Source organism: Niveispirillum cyanobacteriorum, from assembly GCF_002868735.1.
Classification (GTDB): Bacteria; Pseudomonadota; Alphaproteobacteria; order Azospirillales; family Azospirillaceae; genus Niveispirillum; species Niveispirillum cyanobacteriorum.
The window spans coordinates 1,435,481-1,460,450 of the sequence record NZ_CP025611.1 but is presented as its reverse complement, the minus strand read 5'-3'; the positions used below and the strand labels follow the sequence as shown (position 1 = coordinate 1,460,450).

Genomic DNA, 24,970 nt, shown 5'->3' with positions numbered 1-24,970 from the left:
CTGAGGCGCCTATATAGAGGGGTCGGGTCGTGAATTGAAGTGCCGAGCTTGGGGCGCTGGGATGCGTCAGGTGGGAGGCAGAAGCCACCGCAACGCGGGCGTCCTTACGGCCCGATATAAAAGCGCTGAAGGTCTGCCTGCCGGGCCGTAAAGACGGTGCAGTTGGTGCTTTCCTGGCCCTTGAAGAAATAGACCAGCGCCTCGTCCCGCCTGCGCGTGGGATCGAACAGGTTCACGGCCATGCGGCCATAGGCAACGCCAAAGGGCCGCTCCTCCGGCCCGAACGCCCGGTAATGCAGGTTGATCAGCTGATTGAACCGCCCCTGCCGGCACAGGCGCGACAATTCCAAATCGGCCTTCATCAACCCGCGTGAAGGCGCGTTGAAGGAATAGACGATCCGGTCACGCCGTTGTGGCGCGGGCCGGGGGCGGGCAATGGCCGGATCAATCCAGCTCTGCCAGGGCAGCTTGCCGAATCCATTAACCTTGTCCGCCTGCGCCGGTGCGGGCCGGTCGGCCCAGGCAGGGCCGGGAGGCGCCGTAATGACAAGACAAGCGGCCAGGGCCAGCAACTGAAGGGCAGGGGGGATCATGATCAGCGGGTGATGGCAAACCGGGCCAGGAACAGCGCCACGGCCTTCTTGCTCTCTTCCGGCAGGCTGGTAAAATTGATCTTGGTGCCGGCCTTCTTGTCCACCGTGGCCACGGTCCCCGCACCCTTGAGCTTCAAATTCTGCTTGGGGTCCTTCAGGTTCAGATCGAACGTCACCGACTGCCCCACCTTCAGCTTGGCCCCGGAAACGGTGACGGAATTGACGCCCAGATTGGCAACCGTCAGCTCCTTGCCGTCGATATTCAGATGCGCGGTGTATTTCTGCACCTTCACCTTCTCAACGACATCCACCTTCAGGAAGTCGAACATGCCCATTAAGACCTCCTGTCTTGAACCTTCAATCATGTACATCACATCGAATGACCCGTCACGTATTCATAAGTATCGACGGGCCTGGGCTAACTCCTGTTGGCGCTAACTGGCGCCAACAGGAATTAGGTCACCTGACCGTCGGTGGGGTGAAGGTGGGAAGATCGGGTATGTGTTCGTTTCGAGCCAAGCGTACGCGTTCCAGAATATGATGGAAACCGCGGCCTGTACTGATCGCGACGGCTTGATCCAGCAAGGCGTCACCAGACTTGGGGTCACCGCGCGCCTTAAGTGCCTGACCGATCTCGATCCGGAGCGAAGTGCGGTGTTGGGCATGCCCATAGCGGCATGCAATGGTCATAGCATCCGCAGCATATCTGAGAGCAGTATCGTAATCGCCACCGTGGCGCACATGTTTAGCAAGGCTTGTGCTGGCTTCGATCCGCACCCGGTAGCAATCGGACGCCGCGGCGTAGGTCAATGCGTCACGTATATCCTGTTGTGCTTGGCGAAGCACCCTTGGGTCGGAGAACGACTGGTGCCACAGATCGGCTCGGACCACGCGCGAGCGGTGCAGGATATCCATCTGCTTGGCTGACTGTGCAGCGGCAATGGCATATTCGATATGCCGCAGAGCTTCTTGCTTCTCTCCGATAAAAATATGCAAGGTCGCGTATGACCGCTCAAAATGAGCAAAGGCTCTTTGCTCTCCCAGGCACCTTAGCATCTTGATGCTTATCTCGAACAAATCTTTGGCTTCATGGTAGCGCCCCCGCATTTGGGCGATCGTCGCGCGATAGCCAGTAGACATAGCAACGCAAAGGATAAGCTCACGCGAGTACAGGCTGTTGCCACGGATCGGTGGTGGTCGGTCGATCGCGTGAAACAGGGCGCGGATCTGGTCGGCGTGCCGTAACGTGGCGCCCATTGTTGCCGGTTCTCCCGCTGTTATCACCTCGCCTTGTGAAACCTGAGTATGAATGGAAGTCTCCAGCTGCTCCAATAGGCGTTCCGCAGGCTTCAAATGTCCCCGTTCAATCTGGGTTGTCACCATATTAATGGCAATACGTCGCCAATAATTACCCTGATAATCTAAATCAACGCGTTCCTTATTAATTTCCATGGCAGCGCCGAATGCGTCGCGCGCTTCGTATAGGTTACCTTGAGCTAGTGCGACAACACCTCTTTCATTGTGAAGCCACACAAGATCATCTTCGTAGAAGGGGTCGGCCCCTAAATGAGCTGCGTACTCTGCACTCAGTTCGCTGTTTCCCTCCGCCAGAAACACTTTCCGGTAAATTGTGCGTGCCACCGAGCAATCACCGAATCCGTTGATGAGTCTGTCCAATCGAAGTGCGTGGTCAGTAAGAGCGCCGTAGCTATCATCAACATTTGTCCTGTCGCCCTGGTCCAGTTTCAATAGCGCGGCGGTGGAATAATATCCTCGGACAAGAGACAGAGCTGCACGCAGGCAGGATGCAGCCATACTGCTGCTTCTTGCAAATATGGAGCGGATTATAAATTTATGACTGTCTTTGTGTGAGTATAAATCTTGAATTTCATTTTGCAATTCTGCTGATTTGCTGACAGCATTCTTTATTTTTACACCATCTCTGTAAGCGTCAATTATTTTTTCTTTTTCTTCGCACGCTAACGGCATTTTCTCTTTATTTATAGATAATTTATTTAATTTTTTTAAAAATTGAGATGTGCAGAATTTTTGCATTGCAAGAATATCATGCCAAGCGCCTACGAGGCTATCGACCAAGTCTCCCAGCTCTGTGTGGAAATTTGGTTCTGGGCTGTAATCTTCGCCAGGATTGCTCATGAACATGGATAGATTGAACGTCGTCGCCAATTTGGCATCGTTGATCGGAGCTCCATGCCGATCCCGGAGAAAGGCAGCCAATGAGCGATGAAGGCCAACTCTCAGGCGAAGAACGCTATCTGCTCTGATATCGATGAAACCACCTCTGGCAGAGTACTTGCCGTGGTCGTGTAATTGGGACGTACCCATATGTGACGGGTCACCACTCTGCGCGTAATTGACTTTTTGTTCTGCATCATACTTCCTGTACGCAGCTACTTCAGAATGGGGAATATAGGGTTCAAAAACAATCAAAAGATGTAATTTTATTAAATTAGCGACAACTTTCTCTAGCTCGCTAATAATCTCATTAGGGGATTTGATGCTGGTTGACCCCTTTACAGGGTCTTCTGCAAGTATGGATCGCACTTTTGGTGCATATAGAAGAATGCCAGCCTGGATAGGTGACCCGATAAAGCACATGGTACGTAGTACTTCAAATGTAGCGGGGCAATTAAGTTGTAAGGATTGTAGAAGAGGCGGGAACAGATAAGCTTCAAAAAATGCACGATTCAGGCCATTACGATCAACATCTAATGCCCGCTCGATCCGAGCAGCGGCGGAATCAGTTATATCAAGTTCTGGGCTTAATTTGCCATTTGATGCTCTAAGCGCAAAATCCTTGAAACGCTCGGCGACCCACTCAAGATAGGCGGAGTTCAACTGGCGATTTGGGGTGCAGATTTTCTCAAGCAACGTCTGGGTGTCAATGCCGTTTACTGCGCCCTGGTTATCAGATTTCGTATTGTGTGATGTTTTTTCAATTTTGATGATAATATTCAAATGGCATCCCAGAGCCTCGCAGTAGGGGCGCAGCCGTTCGGTGCCGAGGAGCAGCACCTGCACCATGTTCTGTTTGACCCGGCGGATACTGCGCAGTAGGTGATCCAACTCTGCACTGAGCAGGGTGCCGTCTGAACTGAAGAAGCGGTCGACGCCATTGATGATGATCAGAACGGGGTTGTTTGTCTGAAAAAGGCTACCATCGCCGTAGCTAGCCTCGCGGCTGAATGACTGTGTTGCGAGCCCAGATACAAGTCGTGTGGAGAGGAATCGGGAAATTCCATTAAGTACCGCATTACTATTATAGCTGAATCCGGCGTTGATCAGCAGTCGGTCCTTTGGTGCTGTCGGCCGCAGATAGATATTCTCTATTCTCAGCCAGCCTTCAGCCCCATTCATCAGGGCTTCAGCAAGGGCACCGCGTCCCTGTCCGATATGCGCGGCGGCGAAGACCAGATTATCTGGGCTTTGATATGAGCATTCACCCTGACGCGGCAGCACGTTGATGCCCCGCTCCATGACCTCTTTCTGTAAAGCCAGAGCGCCCCATAGACGCACGGCCTGTCGGTTCTTCAGGCGGTCTTCAAGGCGTAACTGTATGGAACGCCAGGCGCCGCGTCGTTTCAACCTTCGATCAACTCGCCGTACGAGTTCGGGTAGGCGTTCCAGCAATGCTGCCATCTCGCGGCTCAGATCGGTCTCGGTCTTGTCTTCTTCTTGCTCTGTTGCGCCCTGGTCCGCTGACATTCCTTTCTCAGTCGCGGTTTCCGACGTAGCCGGTGGGGGCGGGAGGTCATCTAGATAGATGAGATGCACGCCCAAACGGGTACGGAAGTCCAGTCGTCGCTCCTGTAGCCAAAGCGGGTCAAGACGTTCCTTCTTTGTTGGGTTCCAAACCACAAAGGCGGGGGCAAGTCGACTGAACGGAGCATTTGAAACAAAATACTGTAGCTTCTCGTTCAACTCTGGCTCAGTCATGCCAAGGCCCACAAATAGGATCGGGTTTCCGCCGAATAACACCCGCAAGCTGTGATCGAAAGGATCACGATAGAGATCATCCAGCCGGTAAAGCCGATCATACTGCCGAATATTTATCACAAGAGACTCGGGTGCGTCGGCCCGCCCGTGGAGGTGTAGAATATGGCGGCCTGGTCTGGCGGATCCCACTGCGAACTCGAACAGACGGTCCGGTCGTTCGCGATCAACGATGTCGCTTTCAACCAACAGGCCATCGCCAAGTGTCCGGGAAAGCCGATTGCGATGCTCCTGGACAATCGGCTTCCCTGAACCGTGCATGCCGATGAAATCGGCAACCGAGGACAATTTTGGGCGGACGCGCCCGGATAGTAATGAAGCGGGCGGGCGTTGACCTTGATCTTCTGTGTTCCCGACAGGATCTACAGATTCGTCTGTGGGGCTGAAATGAGATTCACCCGGCTCTTTCAGCTTTGACTTCGCGGCATATCTTAGGACGTTCAGCCGACTTTCTTTAAGGTTGGTGCTATCATTGGTTTCATTATTCGTTCCTGCAACATATGTATTGATGAGTTTTCTGATTTCTTGTTCGCCATTCCGAAGCAATGTGGCCTCGTCATGACGAAGCATCAAAGCGCGCTCCAACTCCAGGTCATAGTTTAGCGTTGCAATGCGCTGTATGCCGAGGCTTCGCAGGAGCGGCGTGATCGCGGCTTCATGTCCTTTGCTCGACTCATCGTAAGTGCGTGAAAGAAAAATTGCCGCAATTCGCTTTTGAAACGTAGCAAGGGCTGGCTCCTGGTATTCGTTGTCAATAACGAGACCGGCGCGGCTGAAAACAAGCTCTTGATCCAAAGCCTTGAAGCACTCAGAAATGGCCCACATCTCCACGCGGGCATCTATCATTGTGGGGTGCTGTCTATTGTTTAGTATTTTCCAGTATTTGTTAATTTCTGCAGTTGAAATAATGTAATCTGGTCTATCTCCGCCTGAATTAATTAAAAGCCTTAATGATCGCTGGCGAATATCTTTTATTATTGCTCCACTCGCTGTCCAGTCCAGAGCTTCTTCGCCCCTTCTTGTGTCCAAAATCTTGGTAGTTATATCAAGTGCAACCAAAGCGTATGTTTGTTTGAATTCTGGCCATGAAGGATAGCCTTTGCTCTTTGTGGACAAAGCCCCTGTTACCGCCACCATTCGACCGGTGTGCAACGCCTTTACGAATGAGCGAAGGGCGTCTTCGCGTAGCTTACGGTTTTTAACGGTGCCCAGGTGCTTCATGGCGATAGTTCCGATTGTAGGCTTTAATACTAAGGATTGATGTGTTGTCGATCTCAGTCAAGTTTAAGCTTCTGAACAAAGTTGTTTTACACAGAAATTTATGGGCGATAAAATTATAGGTGTTCATTCTTTCATAATCTGTTTGGCTCGCAGTCGATATCAAAGGTGTTATGATTTTCTGTATTTTGTATGTCGGATTCGTATTTTAACTAAATGTGGTAATCGTTTCGGGGGTGCGTCAATCACGATCTTGCGGGGGGCGCACGTCCGCTAACCCCACCCCCCGATTGCACCCCGCGTCCCGCTGCGGTACAAGGCCCGCAAAACTTTTGCAGACGCTTATCTGAAGGATGCCCCCATGGCCGCGTATCAATATGTCTATGTGATGAAGGGTGTGACCAAGGTCTATCCCGGCGGCAAGAAGGTGTTCGAGAATATCTGGCTGTCCTTCTATCCGGGCGCCAAGATCGGCGTGCTGGGTGTGAACGGTGCCGGTAAGTCGACCCTGCTGAAGATCATGGCCGGGCTGGATAAGGATTATAATGGCGAGGCCTGGGCCGCCGAGGGTGTGAAGGTCGGTTACCTGCCGCAGGAGCCGCAGCTGAACCCCGCCAAGAATGTCTGGGACAATGTCATGGAGGGCGTTGGCCCGACCAAGGCGCTGCTGGACCGGTTCAACGAAGTGTCGGAGGCCATGGCCGATCCCGACGCCGATTTCGACGCGCTGATGGCCGAGCAGGCCGATTTGCAGGAAAAGATCGACGCGGCCGACGCCTGGGACCTGGACCGCACCGTCGAGATCGCCATGGACGCCCTGCGCTGCCCCGCTGGCGACGCCGATGTGTCCAAGCTGTCAGGCGGTGAAAAGCGCCGCGTGGCCTTGTGCAAGCTGCTGCTGTCCAAGCCGGACATGCTGCTGCTGGACGAACCGACCAACCATCTGGACGCCGAAAGCGTTGCCTGGTTGCAGCGCTTCCTGGCCGATTATGCCGGCACCGTCGTGATGGTCACCCACGATCGTTATTTCCTGGATGCCGTCACTGGCTGGATCCTGGAACTGGATCGTGGCTCGGGCATTCCCTATGAGGGCAATTACTCGGCCTGGCTGGAACAGAAGCAGAAGCGTCTGGAGCAGGAAGGCCGCGAGGAAGGTGCCAAGCAGAAGCAGTTGGCCCAGGAACTGGAATGGGTGCGCGCCAGCCCGAAGGCGCGTCAGGCCAAGTCCAAGGCCCGTATCCAGGCCTATGAAGAATTGCTGGCGTCCGCCAACCAGAAGGAAAACATCGGCGAGACCCGTATCGTCATCCCCACGCCGCCGCGCCTGGGTAATGTCGTTATTGAGGCCGAGAACCTGCGCAAGGGCTTTGGCGACCGGCTGCTGATCGATGATCTGTCCTTCCGCCTGCCGCCCGGTGGCATTGTCGGTATCATCGGCCCCAACGGTGCCGGTAAGACCACGCTGTTCCGCATGATCACCGGCGCTGAAAAGCCCGATGGCGGTACTTTCCGCGTCGGCGAGACAGTGCAGCTGGGCTATGTCGACCAGAGCCGCGACAGCCTGGATGACAAGAAGAACGTCTGGGAGGAAATCTCCGGCGGTCTGGATGTGATCGAGCTGGGCAAGAAGTCCATGCCGTCCCGTGCCTATGTCAGCGCCTTCAACTTCCGCGGTCCGGACCAGCAGAAGAAGCTGGGCCAGCTTTCGGGTGGTGAGCGCAACCGCGTGCATCTGGCCAAGATGCTGAAATCCGGCGCCAACGTCCTGCTGCTTGACGAACCGACCAACGATCTGGACGTCGAAACCCTGCGTGCCCTGGAAGAGGCGCTGACCACGTTCCCCGGCTGCGCCGTCGTCATCTCGCACGATCGCTGGTTCCTGGACCGTCTGGCCACCCACATCCTGGCGTTTGAAGGCGACAGCCAGGTGGTCTGGTTCGAGGGCAACTACGCCGATTACGAGGCTGACAAGCGCCGGCGCCTGGGTGCCGAGGCCGACCAGCCGCACCGTATCAAGTACAAGCCGCTGGAACGGTAAGTGGTGCCGTAGGTCAGGTCGGGGCGCCAGCCCCGCCCTGACAGAAACGGATTGTAAGCCTTATCTGTCAGGGCTCGCCTGCGGCTCGACCTGACCTACGGCATCGACCGGGCCGGGGAGCGATCCCTGGCCCTTATCTTTCAATGGGTTATTCGTATGCGCCTTGTCCGCCTGATCGCCAATCTGGGTTATGGCAGCCAGCGCGATGTGAAGATGCTGCTGAAGGAAGGCCGCGTCACGCGGGCCGATGGGTCTGTCCTGTCCGATGGGGACAAGGTCGAGCATGCCGATATCCGCATCGATGGGGAGGAACTGGACCCGCCTCAGGGCTCCGTTCTGATGCTGCATAAGCCGGCAGGCTATACCTGTTCGACCAGCGACCCTAGTCGCGTGGTCTATGAACTGCTGCCGGAGCGGTTTGAATATCGCAACCCGATCATCGCACCGGTGGGTCGGTTGGACCGGGATACGACGGGCCTGCTGCTGCTGACCGACGATGGTCAACTGCTCCACCGCATTATCTCGCCCAAGGCCAATGTGCCCAAGGTCTATGAGGCGGAATTGGCCCGGCCCCTGACAGGGGAGGAGGCGGCGTTGTTCGCGTCAGGTACGCTGATGCTCAAGTCGGAAAAGACGCCGCTGCTGCCCGCCGCGCTGGAGGTGCTGGACGAGACGCGTGCCCGCCTGACCATCCGCGAGGGGCGGTATCACCAGATTCGCCGTATGTTCGCGGCGGTCGGCAATCATGTGGAGACGCTGCACCGCGTCTCCATCGGCGGGCTGACGCTGGGCGACCTGGAAGAGGGCGAATGGCGGCTGCTGGACGCGGGTGAGGTCGCGTCCGTCTTCGCCGCCTGAAGCCCTTTCTTACTGCGCGCCCTTTTCGATCGCCTTGCCGGCGCTCTTGATGTCCTTGCCCACGCCTTCAACGGTATTGCAGGCGGAAAGCGACAGGGCGGCCAGGGCGAGGGTGGTGAGGATCAGGGCGCGTTTCATTGTCTTATCCATCGTTCTGGGACTATCTATCCCGGTTACCCCATTATCGCAAAAGCGTGTAGCCATGTCCAAGCCGCCAAAAGTTAAAGAGCCGAAAGTCAGAGTGGATCAGGCTTTGGTCGATCGTGGCTTGGCCGAAAGCCGGTCCAAGGCACAGGCGCTTATCCTGGCCGGTCTGGTCTATGCCGATACCCGCCGCATCGACAAGGCCGGCGATACCGTGCCGGAAAGCCAACTGCTGTTGGTGAAAGGCCAGGACCATCCCTGGGTCAGCCGGGGGGGACTGAAGCTGGTGAAGGGGCTGGACACGTTCGGGATCGACCCCACGGGCTTTATCGGCATCGATGTGGGGGCGTCCACCGGTGGCTTCACCGATGTGCTGCTGACGCGCGGAGCGGCCAAGGTCTATGCCGTCGATGTCGGGCATGGGCAGTTGGCCTGGAAAATTCGGGAGGATGAGCGGGTTGTGGTGCTGGAAAAGACCAATGCCCGCCACCTGACCGCCGAGATCATCCCCGATCCCGTCGATATCGTGGTCTGCGATGCCAGTTTCATCGGCCTGGAAACGGTGCTGCCCGCTGCCATGGCCCTGACCAAGCCCGGCGCCTATCTGGTGGCCCTGATCAAGCCGCAGTTCGAGGTAGGCAAGGGCCGGGTCGGCAAGGGCGGCGTGGTGCGGGAGCCCGAGCTGCACCAGGAGGTCTGCGACCGTATCCAGGCCTGGCTCGCGGGGCAGGCGGGCTGGACCGTGCTGGGCGTGGTCGAAAGCCCGATCACAGGGCCGGAAGGGAACAAGGAATTCCTGATCGGCGGACGGCGGGAGGGGTAAACCCCCTCCCGGACCAGTTCCTTACTGGAACGCCGCCTCGGCGAAGCTGCGCAGCTTGCGGCTGTGCAGCCGTTCCAGGCCCGTGTCGCGCATCATTTCCATGGCACGCATGCCGATGGCCAGATGCTGGTCCACGCGGGCGCGGTAGAAATGGTTGGCCATGCCGGGCAGCTTGATCTCGCCATGCAGCGGCTTGTCCGACACGCACAGCAAGGTGCCGTAGGGCACGCGGAAGCGGAAGCCGTTGGCAGCGACCGTGGCTGATTCCATGTCCAGCGCGATGGCGCGCGACTGGCTGAACCGCTGCACCGGTTCGCTATGGTCGCGCAGTTCCCAGTTGCGGTTGTCGATGGTGGCGACGGTGCCGGTGCGCATGATCGACTTCAGTTCCCAGCCCTTCAGGCCGGTCACTTCCTCCACTGCATCCTCCAGTGCCACCTGCACCTCGGCCAGGGCCGGGACGGGGACCCAGGTCGGCAGGTCGGCGTCCAGCACCTTGTCGTCACGCACATAGCCATGGGCCAGGGCGTAATCGCCCAGCTTCTGGGTATCGCGCAGGCCGGCGCAATGGCCCAGCATCAGCCAGACATGCGGGCGCAGGACGGCGATATGGTCGCTGATCGTCTTGGCGTTGGACGGGCCGACGCCGATATTGACGATGGTGATGCCGTTGCCATCCTTGCGCTTCAGGTGATAGGCGGGCATTTGCGGCAGACGGGCCACCTTCTGGCCCTGCGGCTCCTTGCCCGGATACACGGCCTGGTTCCAGGTGATGTGGTCGCCCGGCTCAATGAAGGCCTCATACTGGCGGCGATAGGCCTGGGTGGCCGGATCGTCCGACGGCTCCATGATTTCCAGCCCACGGCGCACGAACTCATCAATATAGAACTGATAGTTCGTAAACAGGACATAGTTCTGGAAATGGTCGGGCTTGGTCGCCGTGTAGTGCTTCAGCCGGTGCAGGCTATAATCCACGCGGGGCGCGGTGAACAGGGCCAGCGGGCGGGCCTGCCCCGGCGGGGTAACGTGCGTGCCGTTGACGATGCTGTCATCCATATAGACCAGATCGGGCAGGTCGAAATAGTCGCGCAGCTGGTACAGCCGCTCCGGCGTCAGGTCGCCTTCGACATGCATGCCCTCGGGGTACGCGAACTGGATGGGGATCGGCGTCTCGCTAATCCCCACCTCCAGCGGCACGCCGTGATTCTTCACCAGCAGCGAGAACTGATGGTGCAGGTAATGGTCGAACAGGTCGGGGCGCGTGACAGTGGTGCGGAAGGTGCCCATGCCGTGGACGAAACCATAGGCCAGACGGCTGTCGATACGGGGTTCGCTGTCGATACGGATCTGAATGAAGGGGTAACAGGCGCGCACGCGCCCACCCAGATCCTCGCCACGGGCAAATGCAGAAAACCGGTCACGCAGAAAATCGACGGCCTGATCATAAAGCGCCCGGACACGGGCATATGCACCATCAGCGTCGGTGAAGCTTTCCACCGGCAGATCAAGGGTCGAATTGTTTGATGAAATCACTGTGCAAGCTCCTATGAGTTTGCACTTCTTTATGCGCCAAGCCAGGGGGGCTTGGGAAGGGGCATTTTGCAGGCGGACATGTTAAAGGCCCGGCGCGGCATTTTTGCCGCTGTACCGGGCCCCAGAACAGCCGGAAAACTCAGTCGCCGAAAGCCTCTTCCCACGACCCCTTGGTGGCGGCCTTGGAATATTCGGTGGCGCGGTTTTCGAAGAAGTTGGTGTGTTCCACGCCGTTCAGGATGGCATCCATCCAGGGCAGGGGGTTCTTTTCGGTCTTGTAGATGGGCTGCAGGCCCAACTGTGCCAGACGGCGGTCGGCGATGTAGCGGATGTACTTCTTCACATCCTCGCCTTCCATGCCTTTAACCGCCCCCATCTCGAACGCCAGGTCGATGAAGGCATCCTCGTGATGCACGATGGTCTCGCAGGCGACATACAGCTCGCGCTGGAAGTCCTCATCCCAGACCTCGGGGTTCTCGGAAATGAAGGTCTTGAACAGCTGGATGATCGACTGGGTGTGCAGGCTTTCATCGCGCACCGACCAGGTGACGATCTGGCCCATGCCCTTCATCTTCCCGAAACGCGGGAAGTTCATGAGGATGGCGAAGCTGGCGAACAGCTGCAGGCCTTCGGTGAAGGCGCCGAACACCGCCAAAGTCTTGGCGATGTCCCTTTTGCTGTCGACATTGAAATTCTGCATATAGTCGTACTTGTCCTTCATCTCCTTGTAATGGAGGAAGGCTGAGTACTCGACCTCGGGCATGCCGATCGTGTCCAGCAGGTGGCTGTAGGCCGCGATATGCACCGTCTCCATGGCGGAGAAGGCGGCCAGCATCATGCAGACCTCGGTCGGCTGAAACACGCGGCTGTAATTGCGCATGTAGCAGTTATTCACCTCGACATCGGCCTGGGTGAAGAATCGGAAAATCTGCGTCAGCAGGTTCCGCTCGCCGTCCGACAGGTTGTTGCGCCAGTCCTTGACGTCATCGGCCAGCGGCACTTCCTCCGGCAGCCAATGGATTCGCTGCTGCGTCAGCCAGGCCTCATAGGCCCAGGGGTAGCGGAAAGGCTTGTAAACCGGGTTCGGCGTCAGCAGGGACATGGCACCAACACTAGATGTAGGGGGTGGATGCCGTAAGCTAGCACAATGGGCGGCGGGGGGAAGGGGTCTTTGGCTGTGAATGATGTGGATAAAGGGGATGGCCGAAAGGGTGGGGCAGTGTGACCGCGCCCGCGAGCGGCGCTGGATGCCGCCTCTGGCTGTGTAATTGCTTGACGGTTTGGTCGATTTGGATAGCCTGTGGAAGCTTTACAGCATGCGGATCGGGCCCGTGTTTGTGCCATTTGTTCAGGTTCAGGGGTTCCGTACCGATGAAATTTAAAATTGATGAATTCGTTTGCGATGTTTTGATTGAAATGGGGCATGATTCAATACCCCTTGTTCCCGATGCACTGCAATCCGGGTTTCAGGATATTTATAGAATAGAGCCTTCTGTGCCGCGATGTTCTGCCGTTTGCGATGCCATTAGGATTGAAATGGAGTGCCAGCCATCAGCAACTAGAGTCATGCTATATGGTGGCCCTGCCCTTGCTGCGATGAGCAAGGCTTGCGAGAAATCACAGAACAAATTAGTGGCTGTTAAGTTGAGCAACAACAAGGCGGATTATGTCCCGGATGCCCATCACCAAAACTATCTTGGGCTGGAGGGGGAGATGCAGGTAATCCGGCGTTGGTTCCATGACAATATTCTGCATCCGATTGTGATTGTGAGTGATATTGTGGCCAGTCACGGTTATTGGCCAGTATATAAAATAATCGATGCCATGCTGGAGATTTGTCCGCAATATTACTTTCAGATACTTGATGACGGTTTGCGCCGCAATGTATTGGTGGCGGTTCCTCCGGCTTGGTTTCATGCCTATGCCGCCGGTGGGACTATCCCTAAATCAGCTAATCACGGGCCCACAGCTCTCAGCGGTCAGGATTGATCATGTTGGCGGAGAATTTTGGTGTTGAGTGGCTGCGCATAAATCTGCCATTTCCATGTGAAGTGCACTGGTGCCAACCGATGCGGATTGAGTCGAATGAAAATTATAAGGTGCTATTGATCAATTGTGAGCCGCTTGAATTTCTTATTGATGTTGAAGAGTTATCTAAGATTTATAGATTCTTTGATTTGATAATTGCGTATCACCCCCGATATAGCATATTTCCGAATTGTGTAATCAGACCCTTTGGGTGTCTCTATACAACGAAGATTCCTTCCAGAAAGGAATTTTCTACCAGTTTTCTGTTCAGTATGGGCGGTGACCGACCCAAGCGCACTGGGTATGCTGAACGTCTCCGTTTCTTACATGGCTTGTCGCAAGGCGCGGCAATGCCGTTGCGTATTTACAAGGGCCGCCAGTTCGCTGCGGAAGATCGAGTTCCTTATCCGCTTCTGCCTGACGACACCAAGAACATATTATTTGAATCGATGTTTCACGTGGCTATCGAGAACGCATTTGATGAACATTATTTTACTGAAAAGCTGATGGATTGTTTTGCAACGTATACCATTCCCATTTATATGGGTAGTCCGAATATTGGCGAATATTTTGATGTTGATGGCATGATTTTGATTTCGCCGGGTGATAACGTAATGGATATTTTAAACCGGTTGTCAATTTCCGACTATTGGGACCGTTTGAAAGGCATGACTGAAAACTGGAAGCGGGCCCAGAAATATTTCGCTTATCTACAGGCATGCCGGAGCCTCATTGTCGAGGCGTCGCGTTGCCGTCAGGTATCGCAGACCTCTGCTCTGTGATCTTGTATCGGTTGACCGCTACCGTCCCCGCTCCGCCGTCTGTGTATCGGTGTTGATCAGCGGGTTCAGGGCGGGGGCCAGTATTTTTAGCAATTGTGAGGGCAGTGCGGAGGTGAAGCGGTATTCAGCTGCCTCCGGCCCATGCACATGCGCCGTTATCACGCCGAAGAAGCGGTCGCCGATATAGAAGACGAAGGTGGCGGTGCGGTTGACGACGCGGCTTTCCAGGACCACGCCGCCCGGACCATAGCGTTCGAAACGATGATCGCCCGTACCGGTCTTGCCGCCAATGGGCATTTCGGTGCCGTCGGCGGAAGTGAAGGCGCCCTTAACGCGCCGCGCGGTGCCGTTATCCACAATGTCGCGCAGGTGGCGGCGCACGACGCGGGCGACCGACGGTTCCATCACCTGTTCCGCCCCATCCAGCAACTTGGCCGGCACGAAGCTGGTTTCATAGGGCGTGCCCGTGGCGAAATGCAGGCGGCCGACGCGCAGGGTGGGCAGACGCACGCCGTCATTGAGGATCACGCCCATCAGTTCGGCCAAGGCACCGGGCCGGTCAGCGGAGCTGCCGATGGAGGTGGCGTAGCTGGCGATCAGGCTGCCGAACGGATAGCCGAGGCGCGTCCATTCCTCATGGATGCGGTTGAATGCCTCTTCCTCCAGCACGATACCGATGCGTGTGTCCTGCGCCTGTTTGGAGCGCGACGTGAACAGCCATTTATAGCTTTCCTGGCGCGGCACGCTGCTATCCTTCAGCATCTCCCCGCGCTGGGCCTGCCGGCTGTCCTGTAGATATCCGACCAGCCACAGTTCCAGGGGATGCACGCCGACAATATAGCCCCGGTCGTTAAGTGACCAATTATCGGGGTTATAGCGGTCAAACAGCGCCTTGACTTGTGCCTCAGGCGGGCCGCCGGCGGGCATGTGCCGGTTCAGGAAGACGCCCAGGTCTTCTGCCGTGGCATTGGGCAGGGCGGAGCGGAAAATAACCGACAGCCGGTCCGGCGTGGCCCGGATGCGCTTGGCCAGCTTGTCGAGTGCCGCTTCCGGCTCCAGCCCCTTATAATCGGACCAGAACTTGTTGAGATAAGCGCTGCCCTCCTGATCGGCGAACTGTGCCAGATAGGTGCGGCGGGCCGGGTGGCGGGGATCGTCCATCAGATCGTCGCGGCTGTCCGGCCCCTCGGCGATGTAATGGTTCACGATGTCCCGCATCATGCGGATGAAGACGAGGTTGACGGAGTGGCGGAACGCCTCTGACACGGTGATGACCTTGCCATCATCCTTGTCATCGAAATTCCCGAAACTGTGCAGGCCGCCGCCCGTGAAAAAGCGTTCGGCGGGGCTGGCCGAATATTCCCGCTCCATCGCAAGGTCCAGCAGGGGGGCGATGCCGATGCTGGGGTTGGCAGCCATGGTGCGCAGCACCCATTGCGTCAGCCGGTCAGGCGCCTCCAGTGCCGCCGCCTCCAGCTCATAACTTTCCCGCGTGATGTAGCGGGCATGCAGCCGCGCGATGATCTCCAGGTAGGTGACCAACGTACGCAGCTTGGCGGTGGACCCCAGGTCGAGCTTGGCCCCCTCGTTCAGATCCAGCGGCTGAGGCAGGGTGTCCACCTGCACCCGGACAAGATTCGCGTCTGCGGTGCGCTCGAACAGGGTGACGGAATAGACGATGCGGGCCGGATCGGCATTGTTCAGCAGCCGGTCACCAACCAGGCCTAAGGCCGCCGCCTGCGCGGGGTCGGCCAGTTTCTTCAGCGTCTCTGTCACCCGCGCCTGTGTCGGCTGGTCCAGGGTGGTGTCGACCGCAAGGTCCAGCCGGTCCAGCGCATACAGGCTGGGCACACCCAGCATGCCCAGCAGCCGGGCCCGGATGGCGTTGGTGGCCTTCTGCTCCACAAAGCTGGGTTCGGGAATGTCGGGCGGTGCTTCCTTGAACCGCAGGGGGAAGAAGCGGGCGGCATCGGCCAGGGGCGCGGAGATGACGCCGGCGCGTTCCAGCAGGGTCAGATGCGTATTGGCCAGATCGTTCAGCGCCTTGCGGCCATTGGTGCCCAGATAGGCCGATGGCCGCCGCTGGGCCAGCAGCAGGCTCAACACCTGTTTGTAAACCACGGCCTGGACCTGCAAGTCCTCCTCGGTCCGGGGCTGGCCGCGCAGGATGCGGTTGGCGACGGCGAAGTCAGTGCCGTACCAGGCCCAGAGACCATCGCCCAGCCCATTGACCTCGCCCACGCCGGGGCGGGCGGAAAGGGGGGTGGAGTTCAGGTAATCCACTAATATCTGATGGCGCACGCGCGTCGTGTCCGGCCCGCCCTTGTAGGCGCGCACAGAGGCCGACATCATCTGCCGCAGCTTTTCCACGCCGCTGCCCGTCCGCCCCTCTGGTGAGTGGCGGTATTTCTCGATCTGCGTGGCCAGGGTGGAGCCGCCGGCGCGCGGGCTGTCAGGGTCGATGAATTTCAGCGGAATGTTGATGACGGCCAAACCGAACCGGTCCCACTCCACCGCCGGATTGCGGTTGGGATATGTCGTATCCAACAGCTCCCGGTTCTCAATGAACAGCAGCGTATCGGCCACCAGCTTCGGCACCTCATTAAACCCGGCATAGATGCGTTCGGGATAACGCGCGTCGAACAGGGGATTGCCCATCTGGTCACGGATGGACAGGCCGCCCGACGTCTTCTCCGCATATGGCGCAAAGCCGCCGAAATCCATGTAGTCGCGTAACTGCGCGCTGGGCCGCGCCTGTAAATCCACACGATAATCGGCGGCGACCAGCCGTTCCACAAAGCTGGGGATGGCGGCATAGCCCAGGCGGGCATCATAGGGCCCCTGGCCCGGAAAACGGATATCTGGGTTGGGGCCGGGCTCCACCCGCCAGGTCAGGTCGCGCCCGAACCGGGCCAGCACTTCTGACTGCAAGGCCGATGTACGGCTTTCCTGCCATACCGCGACACCGGCACCGGTTGCCAGGGCCAGGGTCATGCCCCAGGTCATCCAGCGATAGAACCGTGCCGATGGCATGCGTGAAAAAGCTCCCCGAACCCCTTGTTATTGAAGCATGCATAGCATGGGCCCGAACGGGTCCGCCACCGGTGGCTTGCGCCCTCTGTCTTATGGATGTGCCCGGTCACATCAGGCGTTGCGGAAGACCAGCTTCTTCGACAAGACAAAGTTGAAAACCAGCCCCGAAACGCTGCCCGCCGCCACGCCGGCATAGGGTAGAAGGGCCGTCAGCCCCTCCGGCCACAGGCCGATGCCGGCAATCACCCAGGGACCGACCTTCAGCACCAGCACATAGACGCCGTAATTCACCACGGCCCCCACGGCATTTGCGGCCAGGAACCGCGCCCATTGCCGGATGGCCCCGCGCCGGCTGACGCCGGTAAAGGTGAATTGCCGGTTCATGTACCAGGTGAAGGTCGCGGCCATCAGATAGGAGAAGACGCGCCCGCCATAGGGGTCGAGACCCAGCAGATGCAAGGCCACGGCCAGGGCCGCCATATCGACGAACAGGCCGCCCACCCCGATCAGGGCGAAGCTGGCGAACTGGCGGGGGACTGGTTTGCTCATGATGGCCGGCGGCTGCTGGGGAATGGCCCTTTGCTACACGCTTTCGCGCGCGCGGTCACGCCACTCGACACCGGCCAGCGGATGGGTTACGCGTTCGGCCATGTCGATTGCCAAAACCCTCCACCACCCGTTCGCCGCCGGCATGCTGCCCCTGCCGGTGTCGGGCTTCATCCTGAATGTCCAGGCCGATGCCGAGCTGCCGCCCGGTTTGCGGGCGCTAACCTGCGTCACGGGCTTCAAGCCCGCGCATGACGCACTGACGGCGGCCGGGTTCCGTGTAGCACAGACCCTGCCCGATGGCGAGTATCAGGCGGGCCTCTGCCTGATGACCAAGCACAAGGCCGAAAGCCTGGCCAGCATCGCCCAGGCCTGGGACGCCTTGCCCGTTGGTGGGCTGCTGGTCTGTTCGGGCGACAATGATACCGGCGTCACCAGCCTGATGAAGGCGGTGAAGGATGCATTCGGGGAGGTGGAAAGCCTGTCCAAATACCATGCCCGCGTCTTCTGGTGGCGCAAGGGTGCCGGTGAGGCACCGGCGGTGCTGGCCGATTGGCGCGCCGGTGGGGCCGTGCGCCCCGTGGCCGCTACAGGCTTTACCGCCGGTCCTGGCATGCATGGCTGGAACAAGATCGATATCGGGTCGCGCCTCCTGGCCGCCCAGTTTCCGGGTGCCATCCGGGGGCGGGTGGCCGATCTGGGCGCCGGCTGGGGCTATCTGTCCGCCGAACTGCTGCGCGCGGCACCGGGCCGCGTCACGGGGCTGGATTTGTATGAGGCCGACGCCGCGTCACTGGCGGCGGCGGCTGTCAATGTGGCCCCGCTGGCCGGGGGCACGGTCCTGAAATACCATTGGGCCGATGTCACGGCGGGCCTGCCGCGCGGCCGCTTCGACTGGGTTATCACCAACCCGCCGTTTCACACCGGCAAAGCCACCGACGTGACCTTGGGCAGCCAGTTCATCACCCGTGCTGCGGAAGCGCTGGGCAGCGGCGGCACCATGCTGCTGGTCGCCAACAAGCACCTGCCCTATGAGGCGGTGGTGGACAAACACTTCAAGTCCCGCCGCACGGTGGCGGAGGCGGATGGGTTCAAGGTGATTGAGGGGAAGCGGTAGGGAGCGGGCCTAATCGTCTTCCTGCCGGGATTGCGCGGCGTGCCAGACGCGGAGGACGTCTAAGGAACTTTCGTCCGGCACGACCTTGTAGACAATGATGTAGGGCTGAACTGTTACCAACTCCCGTGTGTCGGGGATCGCACCAACCCGGCCCTTGTAAGGAAAGATAGGCAGATTCTCTGCGGCCTGCCGCAACCGCCTCGACAGCCTTGCAGCGGCGGACGGATTGTCCATGGCAATGTGACTGATCAAGCGGCTCAAGTCTGCCAGCGCGGCGGGCCGCCAGACCACTTTCATCGCTATCGGCACTTTAACTCAGCAAACGAGGGACCGGCATCGGCGCATCAAAGTTGCCGGCTTCCAGTTGCTTGAGCCAAGCAACCACCTCTTCATGCGGAACACCCATCGGGTCCGCCAGCGCCTCTTCCACCGCGGCCTTAAGCGCGGCCAGCTCGGCTTCATCCCTGGGCTGCCAGTCAAACTCGGCATCGGGTTTCTGTACAGGGCGCATGGTCATGCTCCGTGGTGCCTCCCCATAATCTTGCATTAATCCGGTTGTGTTTCAATCCGCGTCCACGCCCCACGCCGCCCGTGCATCCCCGCCCCGTCTGCGCCGCCGTTTACGCCTCGGGCTGTCGGGCTTATATAAGGCGTTATGACGATACCGTTTTTGAAGATGCACGGGCTTGGTAATGACTTTGTGGTCATCGACGCCCGCACCCGGCCTGTCCCCCTGACGGCGGCCCACGCACGCGCCATTGGCGACCGTCGCCGTGGGGTGGGGTTTGATCAGTTGATCCTGATCGAACCGCCGCAGGACAAGGTGGCCGACATCTTCATGCGTATCCTGAACCCCGATGGCAGCGAAGCCGGCGCCTGTGGCAATGCCACGCGCTGCGTCGCGTCCTTGGTGGGTAAGGGGCTCGGCCGGGATGAACTGGTGATCCAGACCATTTCCGGCCTGCTGCGCTGCTGGTTGCACGAAGACGGTACGGTGACGGTCGATATGGGGCCGGCGCGGCTGGATTGGCAGCAGATCCCGGTGGCGGAACCTTGCGACACCCTGCATCTGCCGGCTTCCGCCGGGCCGCTGTCTGACGGCGTGGGCGTCAATATGGGCAACCCGCATGCGGTGCATTTCGTGCCGGATGCTGAAGCCGTGGACCTGACGCAGTGGGGTCCGCAACTGGAACGCCATCCCTTCTTCCCCGACCGCGCCAATATCGAGGTGGTGAGCGTCACCGGCCCCGCATCGGTGCGCATGCGTGTCTGGGAACGCGGGGCGGGCATCACCGATGCCTGCGGGTCGGGTGCCTGCGCGGTCGGCGTGGCCGCCATCCGCCGGGGTCTGGTCCAGGGTCGCCGTGTCTCCGTCACCCTGGATGGCGGTGTGTTGAATATCGAATGGCGGGACGATGGCCATGTCCTGATGACGGGGCCGGTCGCCACGTCCTTTGCCGGGACCCTGGGACCTGAGTTGCTGGGAGAGACGCTGTGAGCGTCGATACCAGCCTGGCCGAGGCCGAACATGTGCATGAAAGCGGGGAGGGCGGCCCGCCCGAAGTGACCGGTGGGGCGGGGGAGCCGACGCTGGTTACGTTCGGTTGCCGTCTTAATGCGTATGAGTCCGAAGTGATGCGCACGCATGCGCGACAAGCCGGACTGGATGATGTCGTCATCGTCAATACCTGCGCCGTGACGGCGGAGGCGGAGCGTCAGGCCCGCCAGACCATTCGTCGCCTGCGCCGCGAACGGCCGGGGTCCAAGATCATCGTTACCGGCTGCGCCGCCCAAGTGAGCCCGGAAAAGTTCGCGGCGATGGGCGAGGTTGACCATGTGCTGGGTAATGACGCCAAGCTGACCGCCGCCCCTTGGGCCGAGTTCGGCACGGGGCAGGCCGAACGTGTGGTCGTCAACGACATCATGAGCGTGAAGGAAACCGCCGGCCACCTGATCCAGGGGATGGAAGGTCGCGCGCGGGCCTTTGTGCAGGTCCAGAATGGCTGCGACCATCGCTGCACCTTCTGCATCATCCCCTATGGTCGCGGCAATTCCCGGTCGGTGCCGATGGGGGAGATTGTCGCCCAGGTCCGCGCCTTGGTGGAAAGCGGCTATAATGAGGTCGTGCTAACCGGGGTGGACGTCACCTCCTATGGTGCCGACCTGCCGGGCAAGCCGTCGCTGGGGCAGATGGTGCGCCGTCTGCTGGCGCTGGTGCCCGATCTGCCGCGCCTGCGCCTGTCCAGCCTGGACGCCGTGGAGATGGATGATGATCTCTGGCGGCTGGTGGCCGAAGAACCCCGCCTGATGCCGCATCTGCACCTGTCCTTGCAGGCCGGCGATGACATGATCCTTAAGCGCATGAAGCGCCGTCACCTGCGTGGCGATGCCATCGCCTTCGCCGAAAAGGCGCGGGCGCTGCGTCCCGACATGGTTTTCGGCGCCGACATCATCGCCGGCTTTCCGACCGAAACCGAAGAGATGTTCCAGAACAGCCTGGATATCGTTGAACAATGCGGTCTGACCTGGCTGCATGTTTTCCCCTACAGCCCGCGTCCCGGCACACCGGCCGCCAAGATGCCGCAGGTGCCCGGCCCGATCCGCAAGGAGCGCGCGGCCCGCCTGCGCGCCGCAGGCGACGCACAGGTGGCGCGTTATCTGGCGTCACAGGTCGGTCGTTCCGCCAACGTATTGATCGAACGCAAGGGGCTGGGCCGCAATGAGGGCTTTGCCGAAGTGGCGGTTCCCGATCATTATGAACCCGGAACGATTATCCGCTGCACCATCACCGGCGTGGCCGGAACCCAACTGACCGCGCGAGTCCTCGACTGATGCTGAACTGGTTCAAGAAGAAGCCGACCCAAGACGTCCCGGGCCCTCAACCGGCACCCGAACCGGTGATGGCGGAAGAGGTCGCGGTTGCAGCGCCGGTGGCAGCCGTCGAGGCGGAACCCGTGGTCGAGCCTGCGCCCGTGGTGGAAGCCATCCCGGAGCTGGATGACAAGCCCGAAAAGAAGAGCTGGTTCTCCCGCCTGAAGGACGGGCTGTCCAAATCCACCAGCCGCCTGACCGAGGGCATCACCGGCATTTTCACCAAGAAAAAGCTGGATGATGAGGCGCTGGAAGAACTGGAAGAGCTGCTGATCCGCGCCGATCTGGGCCCCGTCACGGCGGCCCGCCTGACCGCCGGTCTGGCCAAGACCCGGTTCGGCAAGGAAGTTTCGGCGGAAGAGGTGAAGGATTACCTCGCCACCGAATTGCAGAAGATCGTGGAGCCGGTGGCCCAGCCGCTGGTCATTGATCCCTCGAAGAAGCCGCACATCATCCTGCTGGTCGGCGTCAACGGTACCGGCAAGACAACCACCATTGGCAAGCTGGCACGCCAGTTCCGGGACGAGGGCAAAACCGTGTGGCTGGCCGCCGGGGACACGTTCCGTGCCGCCGCCGTGGCGCAGCTGAAGGTCTGGGGGGAGCGCACGGGCTGCCCGGTCGTGTCCCGCGATACCGGCGCCGATGCGGCGGGCCTAGCCTATGACGCCGTGGAGCAGGCGACAAAGGCCGGGGCGGATGTCCTGCTGATCGACACGGCGGGCCGGCTGCAGAACAAGGCCGGTTTGATGGAAGAACTGCGCAAGATCGTGCGCGTCATCAAAAAGCTGAACCCCGAGGCCCCGCATACGACCCTGCTGACCCTGGATGCCACCACGGGCCAGAACGCGCATAGCCAGATCGAAGTGTTCAAGGACATGGTGGCCATCAATGGCCTGGTCCTGACTAAGCTGGATGGCTCCGCGCGGGGCGGCGTGCTGGTGGCGCTGGCGGAGAAGTTTAAGCTGCCGGTCCATGCCATCGGCGTGGGCGAGGGCGTCTATGACCTGCGTCCGTTTGAGGCGAGAGGCTTCACCCGCGCCCTGGTCGGGCTGGAGTAACAGCGGCACTGCCTGTCCGGTCCGGCACCTTGCCGCGCCGGCAGGCGTCGGAGCAGTATTTCACCTGTTCCCAGTCGCGTGCCCATTTGCGCCGCCAGGTAAAGGGTCGGCCACATTGGATGCAGGTCTTGGTCGGCAGGTTGGTCTTGTGATGCATGATGGTCCTGTCCGAAGCGTTGCCCCTGACATGGCGCGCTTCTAACCGATCGCCAGTCCCCCGCGTCGCCCATGGCGCAGATTTTCGGCCAGCGCGCCGATGCCGATGGCGGCGATCAGGGTCAGGATACAGAGGCCGGCAACCGGCACCAGCGGCAGCGCGGCCATAACAAGGGCTGCCAGGGCATAACGGCGCAGTAGTACCGCCGCCGCCTCCCGCTCCGTCCCCAGTCCTCGCCGCCGGACTTTCACGGCAACCGCAAAACCTGTAACGACGATGCCCACGGGCAGGGCCAGCAGCCACAGGCCCAGCATGAGCACGCCCAACGGAATGCCGATCACGCTGACCATCAGCAGGCCCAGCAGCACCGGCGCCAGCAGCAGGATGGCCCCGCCCAGCAGCAGATGGCGCAACGCATGGCGCGGCATGGCATCTGCCGCGCGCAGTACCGGCCCCGGCAGCAGCCAGAGAAGCGCGACGCCCAGCAGGAACAGGGCCAGCGCCTTGCCCAGGCTGCCCAGGATGGTGGGGCCGTCATCGGGTGCGGATTGGTAATGGTGGCGAACGGTGCCACCGATCTCCACCCCTGCCGGCACCTCCACGGCCATGGGGCCGTTATGGCGCAGGTCCCCTTCAATCGCCGCACCTGGGCGCAGCTCTAGCATGCCGGATGTCACCTCCATATCGCCCGCCACCCGGCCGGTCACAATGACCCGGTCGCCCGTCAGATGCGCATCGCCATCCACCCGGCCCGACAGTGTCACCTCGGTACCATTGGCAATCAGGTCACCCGCGATGTGGGCTGTGGGGCCGATGGTCAGTTCCGCCGCATTCAGCAGCGCGTCACCCGCCACATCGGACGTCAACGACAGGTCGAACGCCATGGCGGCCAGATCACCCTCCACGGGAGCCTTGACCGCAAGATCGAAGCCGGCCAGCAGCGCATCGCCCGATATCGATGCCGTGGTTCGCAGGTCCAGACCCGCCGCGACCACATCGCCTGCCACCGGTGCATCGACGGATACAGACCGCCCTGCCGCCACCAGATCGTCGGTGACCGGGGCGATCAGCCTTATCTCTGCACCCGTTTGCAGCTCAGCACCCGCCCATGCCGGACCACACAGGGTCAGCAGCAGGGCGGCTTGGATCAGGATACGGGCAAACATCGGGACTTCCTGCCTTCCGGGGCATCGTTCGGGCTGTTGATGATCGGGTGATTATCACCGCCGGCCAAGGTCCACCGGCCCCGACCCGTTGGGGTTCCACCTTGATACAGGTCAGTTACAAGGCCGGGTGCCACCCTGTAATGCAACGCCATATGGGGTTGATCGGGGGCCGGTTCCACCGCACCCTTGGCTGTGGTGCAATGCGGGATGAGGATGCGTGATGGCTCTGTTCGATCTTTCCGGCAAGCGTGGACTGGTGGTGGGCATCGCCAATGGTGCCTCCATCGCCTATGGCTGCGCTAAAGCCTTCCGGGCGCAGGGCGCTGATCTGGCGGTCACCTATCTGAACGAAAAGGCGGCGCCCCATGTGCAGCCATTGTCTGACGAGTTGGGTGCCGCGCTGCTTTTGCCCTGCGATGTGCGAGAGCCGGGGCAGTTGGAGGCGGTGTTCGAGAAAATCGAGGCGGAATGGGGCAAGCTGGATTTCCTGCTGCATTCCATCGCCTTTGCCCCGCGTGAGGATCTGCATGCACGGGTCGTGGACAGCAGCCGCGATGGGTTCCTGATGGCCATGGACGTGTCGGTCCATTCCTTTATCCGAATGGCCAAGCTGGCCGAGCCGCTGATGAAGGATGGCGGCTGCCTGATGAATGTCAGCTTCTACGGCTCTGAAAAGGTCGTGGAACATTACAATCTGATGGGACCAGTGAAGGCGGCGCTGGAGGCGGTGACGCGGTATCTGGCAGCGGAGTTAGGCCCGCAGGGCATCCGCGTCCACAGCCTGTCGCCGGGACCATTGAAGACGCGCGCCGCCAGCGGTATCGACCGTTTCGATGAATTGCTGGCTCGTGCGGCCGAACGGGCGCCCATGCGCAATCAGGTGACGATCGAGGATGTGGGTGCCTATGCCGCCTTCTTGGCGTCGGATGCCGCTCGTGCCGTGACCGGCGGGATCGAATATATCGATGGCGGCTATTCCATTGTCGGGTAG

General features: G+C 59.9%; 22 protein-coding genes. 10 read left to right on the top strand and 12 right to left on the bottom strand.

Annotation, left to right across the window (positions count from 1 at the left end; genetic code table 11):
• Nucleotides 1–104: 104 nt before the first annotated feature.
• The 3 genes from C0V82_RS06550 to C0V82_RS06540 all read right to left on the bottom strand — a co-directional run bounded on the left by C0V82_RS06550 (nucleotide 105) and on the right by C0V82_RS06540 (nucleotide 5,828).
• Nucleotides 105–593, bottom strand: coding sequence for a hypothetical protein (locus C0V82_RS06550; RefSeq protein ID WP_102111636.1), 489 nt, complete (start codon nucleotides 591–593; stop codon nucleotides 105–107).
• Between the two features lie 2 nt (nucleotides 594–595).
• The gene (locus C0V82_RS06545) at nucleotides 596–928 is read right to left on the bottom strand and encodes a hypothetical protein (protein ID WP_054167112.1); all 333 of its coding nucleotides are present in this window, start codon (nucleotides 926–928) and stop codon (nucleotides 596–598) included.
• A gap of 124 nt (nucleotides 929–1,052) precedes the next feature.
• Nucleotides 1,053–5,828, bottom strand: a complete 4,776-nt coding sequence (locus C0V82_RS06540; protein WP_102111635.1) for an SIR2 family protein — start codon at nucleotides 5,826–5,828, stop codon at nucleotides 1,053–1,055.
• A gap of 358 nt (nucleotides 5,829–6,186) precedes the next feature.
• Between C0V82_RS06540 and ettA the strand changes: the two genes are divergently transcribed.
• Nucleotides 6,187–7,863: an energy-dependent translational throttle protein EttA gene (gene ettA / locus C0V82_RS06535; RefSeq protein WP_102111634.1), complete on the top strand. Its 1,677-nt coding sequence runs from the start codon at nucleotides 6,187–6,189 to the stop codon at nucleotides 7,861–7,863.
• 156 nt (nucleotides 7,864–8,019) lie between these two features.
• A complete protein-coding gene (locus C0V82_RS06530; protein WP_102111633.1) occupies nucleotides 8,020–8,721 on the top strand; it encodes a pseudouridine synthase in 702 nt (233 codons plus the stop codon).
• Nucleotides 8,722–8,730: 9 nt separating this feature from the next.
• On the opposite strand, the gene C0V82_RS06525 is transcribed toward C0V82_RS06530, so the two are convergent.
• Complete coding sequence (locus C0V82_RS06525; RefSeq protein WP_082372187.1) at nucleotides 8,731–8,859, bottom strand: entericidin A/B family lipoprotein; 129 nt, start codon at nucleotides 8,857–8,859, stop codon at nucleotides 8,731–8,733.
• Between the two features lie 64 nt (nucleotides 8,860–8,923).
• On the opposite strand from C0V82_RS06525, the gene C0V82_RS06520 reads away from it, so the two are divergent.
• Nucleotides 8,924–9,688, top strand: a complete 765-nt coding sequence (locus tag C0V82_RS06520; protein ID WP_102111631.1) for a TlyA family RNA methyltransferase — start codon at nucleotides 8,924–8,926, stop codon at nucleotides 9,686–9,688.
• 21 nt (nucleotides 9,689–9,709) lie between these two features.
• On the opposite strand, the gene C0V82_RS06515 is transcribed toward C0V82_RS06520, so the two are convergent.
• Entirely contained in the window at nucleotides 9,710–11,221 is a 1,512-nt protein-coding gene (locus tag C0V82_RS06515) for an AMP nucleosidase (RefSeq protein ID WP_245924186.1), read from the bottom strand.
• A gap of 139 nt (nucleotides 11,222–11,360) precedes the next feature.
• Nucleotides 11,361–12,323: a ribonucleotide-diphosphate reductase subunit beta gene (locus C0V82_RS06510; protein WP_102111629.1), complete on the bottom strand. Its 963-nt coding sequence runs from the start codon at nucleotides 12,321–12,323 to the stop codon at nucleotides 11,361–11,363.
• A gap of 269 nt (nucleotides 12,324–12,592) precedes the next feature.
• On the opposite strand from C0V82_RS06510, the gene C0V82_RS26790 reads away from it, so the two are divergent.
• On the top strand, nucleotides 12,593–13,210 hold the full coding sequence (locus tag C0V82_RS26790; RefSeq protein WP_158659773.1) for a hypothetical protein: 618 nt from the start codon (nucleotides 12,593–12,595) through the stop codon (nucleotides 13,208–13,210).
• Between the two features lie 2 nt (nucleotides 13,211–13,212).
• The gene (locus tag C0V82_RS06500) at nucleotides 13,213–14,031 is read left to right on the top strand and encodes a glycosyltransferase family 10 domain-containing protein (protein WP_102111627.1); all 819 of its coding nucleotides are present in this window, start codon (nucleotides 13,213–13,215) and stop codon (nucleotides 14,029–14,031) included.
• Between the two features lie 18 nt (nucleotides 14,032–14,049).
• Here the strand turns inward: C0V82_RS06500 and C0V82_RS06495 are convergent, their stop codons facing one another.
• Nucleotides 14,050–17,064 (bottom strand): transglycosylase domain-containing protein, encoded by a 3,015-nt coding sequence (locus C0V82_RS06495; protein WP_245924185.1) that lies wholly within the window; start codon nucleotides 17,062–17,064, stop codon nucleotides 14,050–14,052.
• A gap of 111 nt (nucleotides 17,065–17,175) precedes the next feature.
• Nucleotides 17,176–17,613: a GtrA family protein gene (locus C0V82_RS06490; RefSeq protein ID WP_102111626.1), complete on the bottom strand. Its 438-nt coding sequence runs from the start codon at nucleotides 17,611–17,613 to the stop codon at nucleotides 17,176–17,178.
• A 100-nt stretch (nucleotides 17,614–17,713) separates the two neighbouring features.
• Between C0V82_RS06490 and C0V82_RS06485 the strand changes: the two genes are divergently transcribed.
• A complete protein-coding gene (locus C0V82_RS06485; protein ID WP_158659772.1) occupies nucleotides 17,714–18,727 on the top strand; it encodes a class I SAM-dependent methyltransferase in 1,014 nt (337 codons plus the stop codon).
• Nucleotides 18,728–18,736: 9 nt separating this feature from the next.
• Here the strand turns inward: C0V82_RS06485 and C0V82_RS06480 are convergent, their stop codons facing one another.
• Nucleotides 18,737–19,024 carry a type II toxin-antitoxin system RelE/ParE family toxin gene (locus C0V82_RS06480; protein ID WP_158659771.1) on the bottom strand — a complete coding sequence of 96 codons (288 nt, stop codon included), beginning with the start codon at nucleotides 19,022–19,024 and terminating at the stop codon, nucleotides 18,737–18,739.
• A 13-nt stretch (nucleotides 19,025–19,037) separates the two neighbouring features.
• Entirely contained in the window at nucleotides 19,038–19,244 is a 207-nt protein-coding gene (locus tag C0V82_RS06475; RefSeq protein ID WP_133065563.1) for a hypothetical protein, read from the bottom strand.
• Between the two features lie 159 nt (nucleotides 19,245–19,403).
• Here C0V82_RS06475 and dapF point away from each other — a divergent pair, with 159 nt between their 5' ends.
• The 3 genes from dapF (at nucleotide 19,404) to ftsY (ending at nucleotide 22,656) form a co-directional block, all read left to right on the top strand.
• On the top strand, nucleotides 19,404–20,225 hold the full coding sequence (gene dapF, locus C0V82_RS06470) for a diaminopimelate epimerase (protein ID WP_245924184.1): 822 nt from the start codon (nucleotides 19,404–19,406) through the stop codon (nucleotides 20,223–20,225).
• A gap of 137 nt (nucleotides 20,226–20,362) precedes the next feature.
• Nucleotides 20,363–21,559 carry a tRNA (N(6)-L-threonylcarbamoyladenosine(37)-C(2))-methylthiotransferase MtaB gene (gene mtaB / locus C0V82_RS06465; RefSeq protein ID WP_245924209.1) on the top strand — a complete coding sequence of 399 codons (1,197 nt, stop codon included), beginning with the start codon at nucleotides 20,363–20,365 and terminating at the stop codon, nucleotides 21,557–21,559.
• Nucleotides 21,559–22,656 carry a signal recognition particle-docking protein FtsY gene (gene ftsY / locus C0V82_RS06460; protein ID WP_370466026.1) on the top strand — a complete coding sequence of 366 codons (1,098 nt, stop codon included), beginning with the start codon at nucleotides 21,559–21,561 and terminating at the stop codon, nucleotides 22,654–22,656. The genes mtaB and ftsY overlap by 1 nt, the downstream gene beginning before the upstream one ends.
• Here ftsY and C0V82_RS06455 read toward each other — a convergent pair.
• Complete coding sequence (locus tag C0V82_RS06455; protein ID WP_102111620.1) at nucleotides 22,628–22,813, bottom strand: DUF2256 domain-containing protein; 186 nt, start codon at nucleotides 22,811–22,813, stop codon at nucleotides 22,628–22,630. The two genes, ftsY and C0V82_RS06455, sit on opposite strands and share 29 nt — an antisense overlap.
• Nucleotides 22,814–22,854: 41 nt before the next feature.
• Complete coding sequence (locus C0V82_RS06450; protein ID WP_102111619.1) at nucleotides 22,855–23,979, bottom strand: polymer-forming cytoskeletal protein; 1,125 nt, start codon at nucleotides 23,977–23,979, stop codon at nucleotides 22,855–22,857.
• A gap of 220 nt (nucleotides 23,980–24,199) precedes the next feature.
• Here C0V82_RS06450 and fabI point away from each other — a divergent pair, with 220 nt between their 5' ends.
• On the top strand, nucleotides 24,200–24,970 hold the full coding sequence (gene fabI / locus C0V82_RS06445) for an enoyl-ACP reductase FabI (RefSeq protein WP_102111618.1): 771 nt from the start codon (nucleotides 24,200–24,202) through the stop codon (nucleotides 24,968–24,970).

Excerpts from the sequence above, each read along its gene's own strand:
- C0V82_RS06550 (WP_102111636.1), bottom strand. The coding sequence starts at position 593 with ATGATCCCCCCTGCCCTTCAGTTGCTGGCCCTGGCCGCTTGTCTTGTC.
- C0V82_RS06545 (WP_054167112.1), bottom strand. The coding sequence starts at position 928 with ATGGGCATGTTCGACTTCCTGAAGGTGGATGTCGTTGAGAAGGTGAAG.
- C0V82_RS06540 (WP_102111635.1), bottom strand. The coding sequence starts at position 5,828 with ATGAAGCACCTGGGCACCGTTAAAAACCGTAAGCTACGCGAAGACGCC.
- ettA (WP_102111634.1), top strand. The coding sequence starts at position 6,187 with ATGGCCGCGTATCAATATGTCTATGTGATGAAGGGTGTGACCAAGGTC.
- C0V82_RS06530 (WP_102111633.1), top strand. The coding sequence starts at position 8,020 with ATGCGCCTTGTCCGCCTGATCGCCAATCTGGGTTATGGCAGCCAGCGC.
- C0V82_RS06525 (WP_082372187.1), bottom strand. The coding sequence starts at position 8,859 with ATGAAACGCGCCCTGATCCTCACCACCCTCGCCCTGGCCGCCCTGTCG.
- C0V82_RS06520 (WP_102111631.1), top strand. The coding sequence starts at position 8,924 with ATGTCCAAGCCGCCAAAAGTTAAAGAGCCGAAAGTCAGAGTGGATCAG.
- C0V82_RS06510 (WP_102111629.1), bottom strand. The coding sequence starts at position 12,323 with ATGTCCCTGCTGACGCCGAACCCGGTTTACAAGCCTTTCCGCTACCCC.
- C0V82_RS26790 (WP_158659773.1), top strand. The coding sequence starts at position 12,593 with ATGAAATTTAAAATTGATGAATTCGTTTGCGATGTTTTGATTGAAATG.
- C0V82_RS06500 (WP_102111627.1), top strand. The coding sequence starts at position 13,213 with ATGTTGGCGGAGAATTTTGGTGTTGAGTGGCTGCGCATAAATCTGCCA.
- C0V82_RS06495 (WP_245924185.1), bottom strand. The coding sequence starts at position 17,064 with ATGCCATCGGCACGGTTCTATCGCTGGATGACCTGGGGCATGACCCTG.
- C0V82_RS06490 (WP_102111626.1), bottom strand. The coding sequence starts at position 17,613 with ATGAGCAAACCAGTCCCCCGCCAGTTCGCCAGCTTCGCCCTGATCGGG.
- C0V82_RS06485 (WP_158659772.1), top strand. The coding sequence starts at position 17,714 with ATGTCGATTGCCAAAACCCTCCACCACCCGTTCGCCGCCGGCATGCTG.
- C0V82_RS06480 (WP_158659771.1), bottom strand. The coding sequence starts at position 19,024 with ATGAAAGTGGTCTGGCGGCCCGCCGCGCTGGCAGACTTGAGCCGCTTG.
- C0V82_RS06475 (WP_133065563.1), bottom strand. The coding sequence starts at position 19,244 with ATGACCATGCGCCCTGTACAGAAACCCGATGCCGAGTTTGACTGGCAG.
- dapF (WP_245924184.1), top strand. The coding sequence starts at position 19,404 with ATGCACGGGCTTGGTAATGACTTTGTGGTCATCGACGCCCGCACCCGG.
- mtaB (WP_245924209.1), top strand. The coding sequence starts at position 20,363 with ATGCGCACGCATGCGCGACAAGCCGGACTGGATGATGTCGTCATCGTC.
- ftsY (WP_370466026.1), top strand. The coding sequence starts at position 21,559 with ATGCTGAACTGGTTCAAGAAGAAGCCGACCCAAGACGTCCCGGGCCCT.
- C0V82_RS06455 (WP_102111620.1), bottom strand. The coding sequence starts at position 22,813 with ATGCATCACAAGACCAACCTGCCGACCAAGACCTGCATCCAATGTGGC.
- C0V82_RS06450 (WP_102111619.1), bottom strand. The coding sequence starts at position 23,979 with ATGTTTGCCCGTATCCTGATCCAAGCCGCCCTGCTGCTGACCCTGTGT.
- fabI (WP_102111618.1), top strand. The coding sequence starts at position 24,200 with ATGGCTCTGTTCGATCTTTCCGGCAAGCGTGGACTGGTGGTGGGCATC.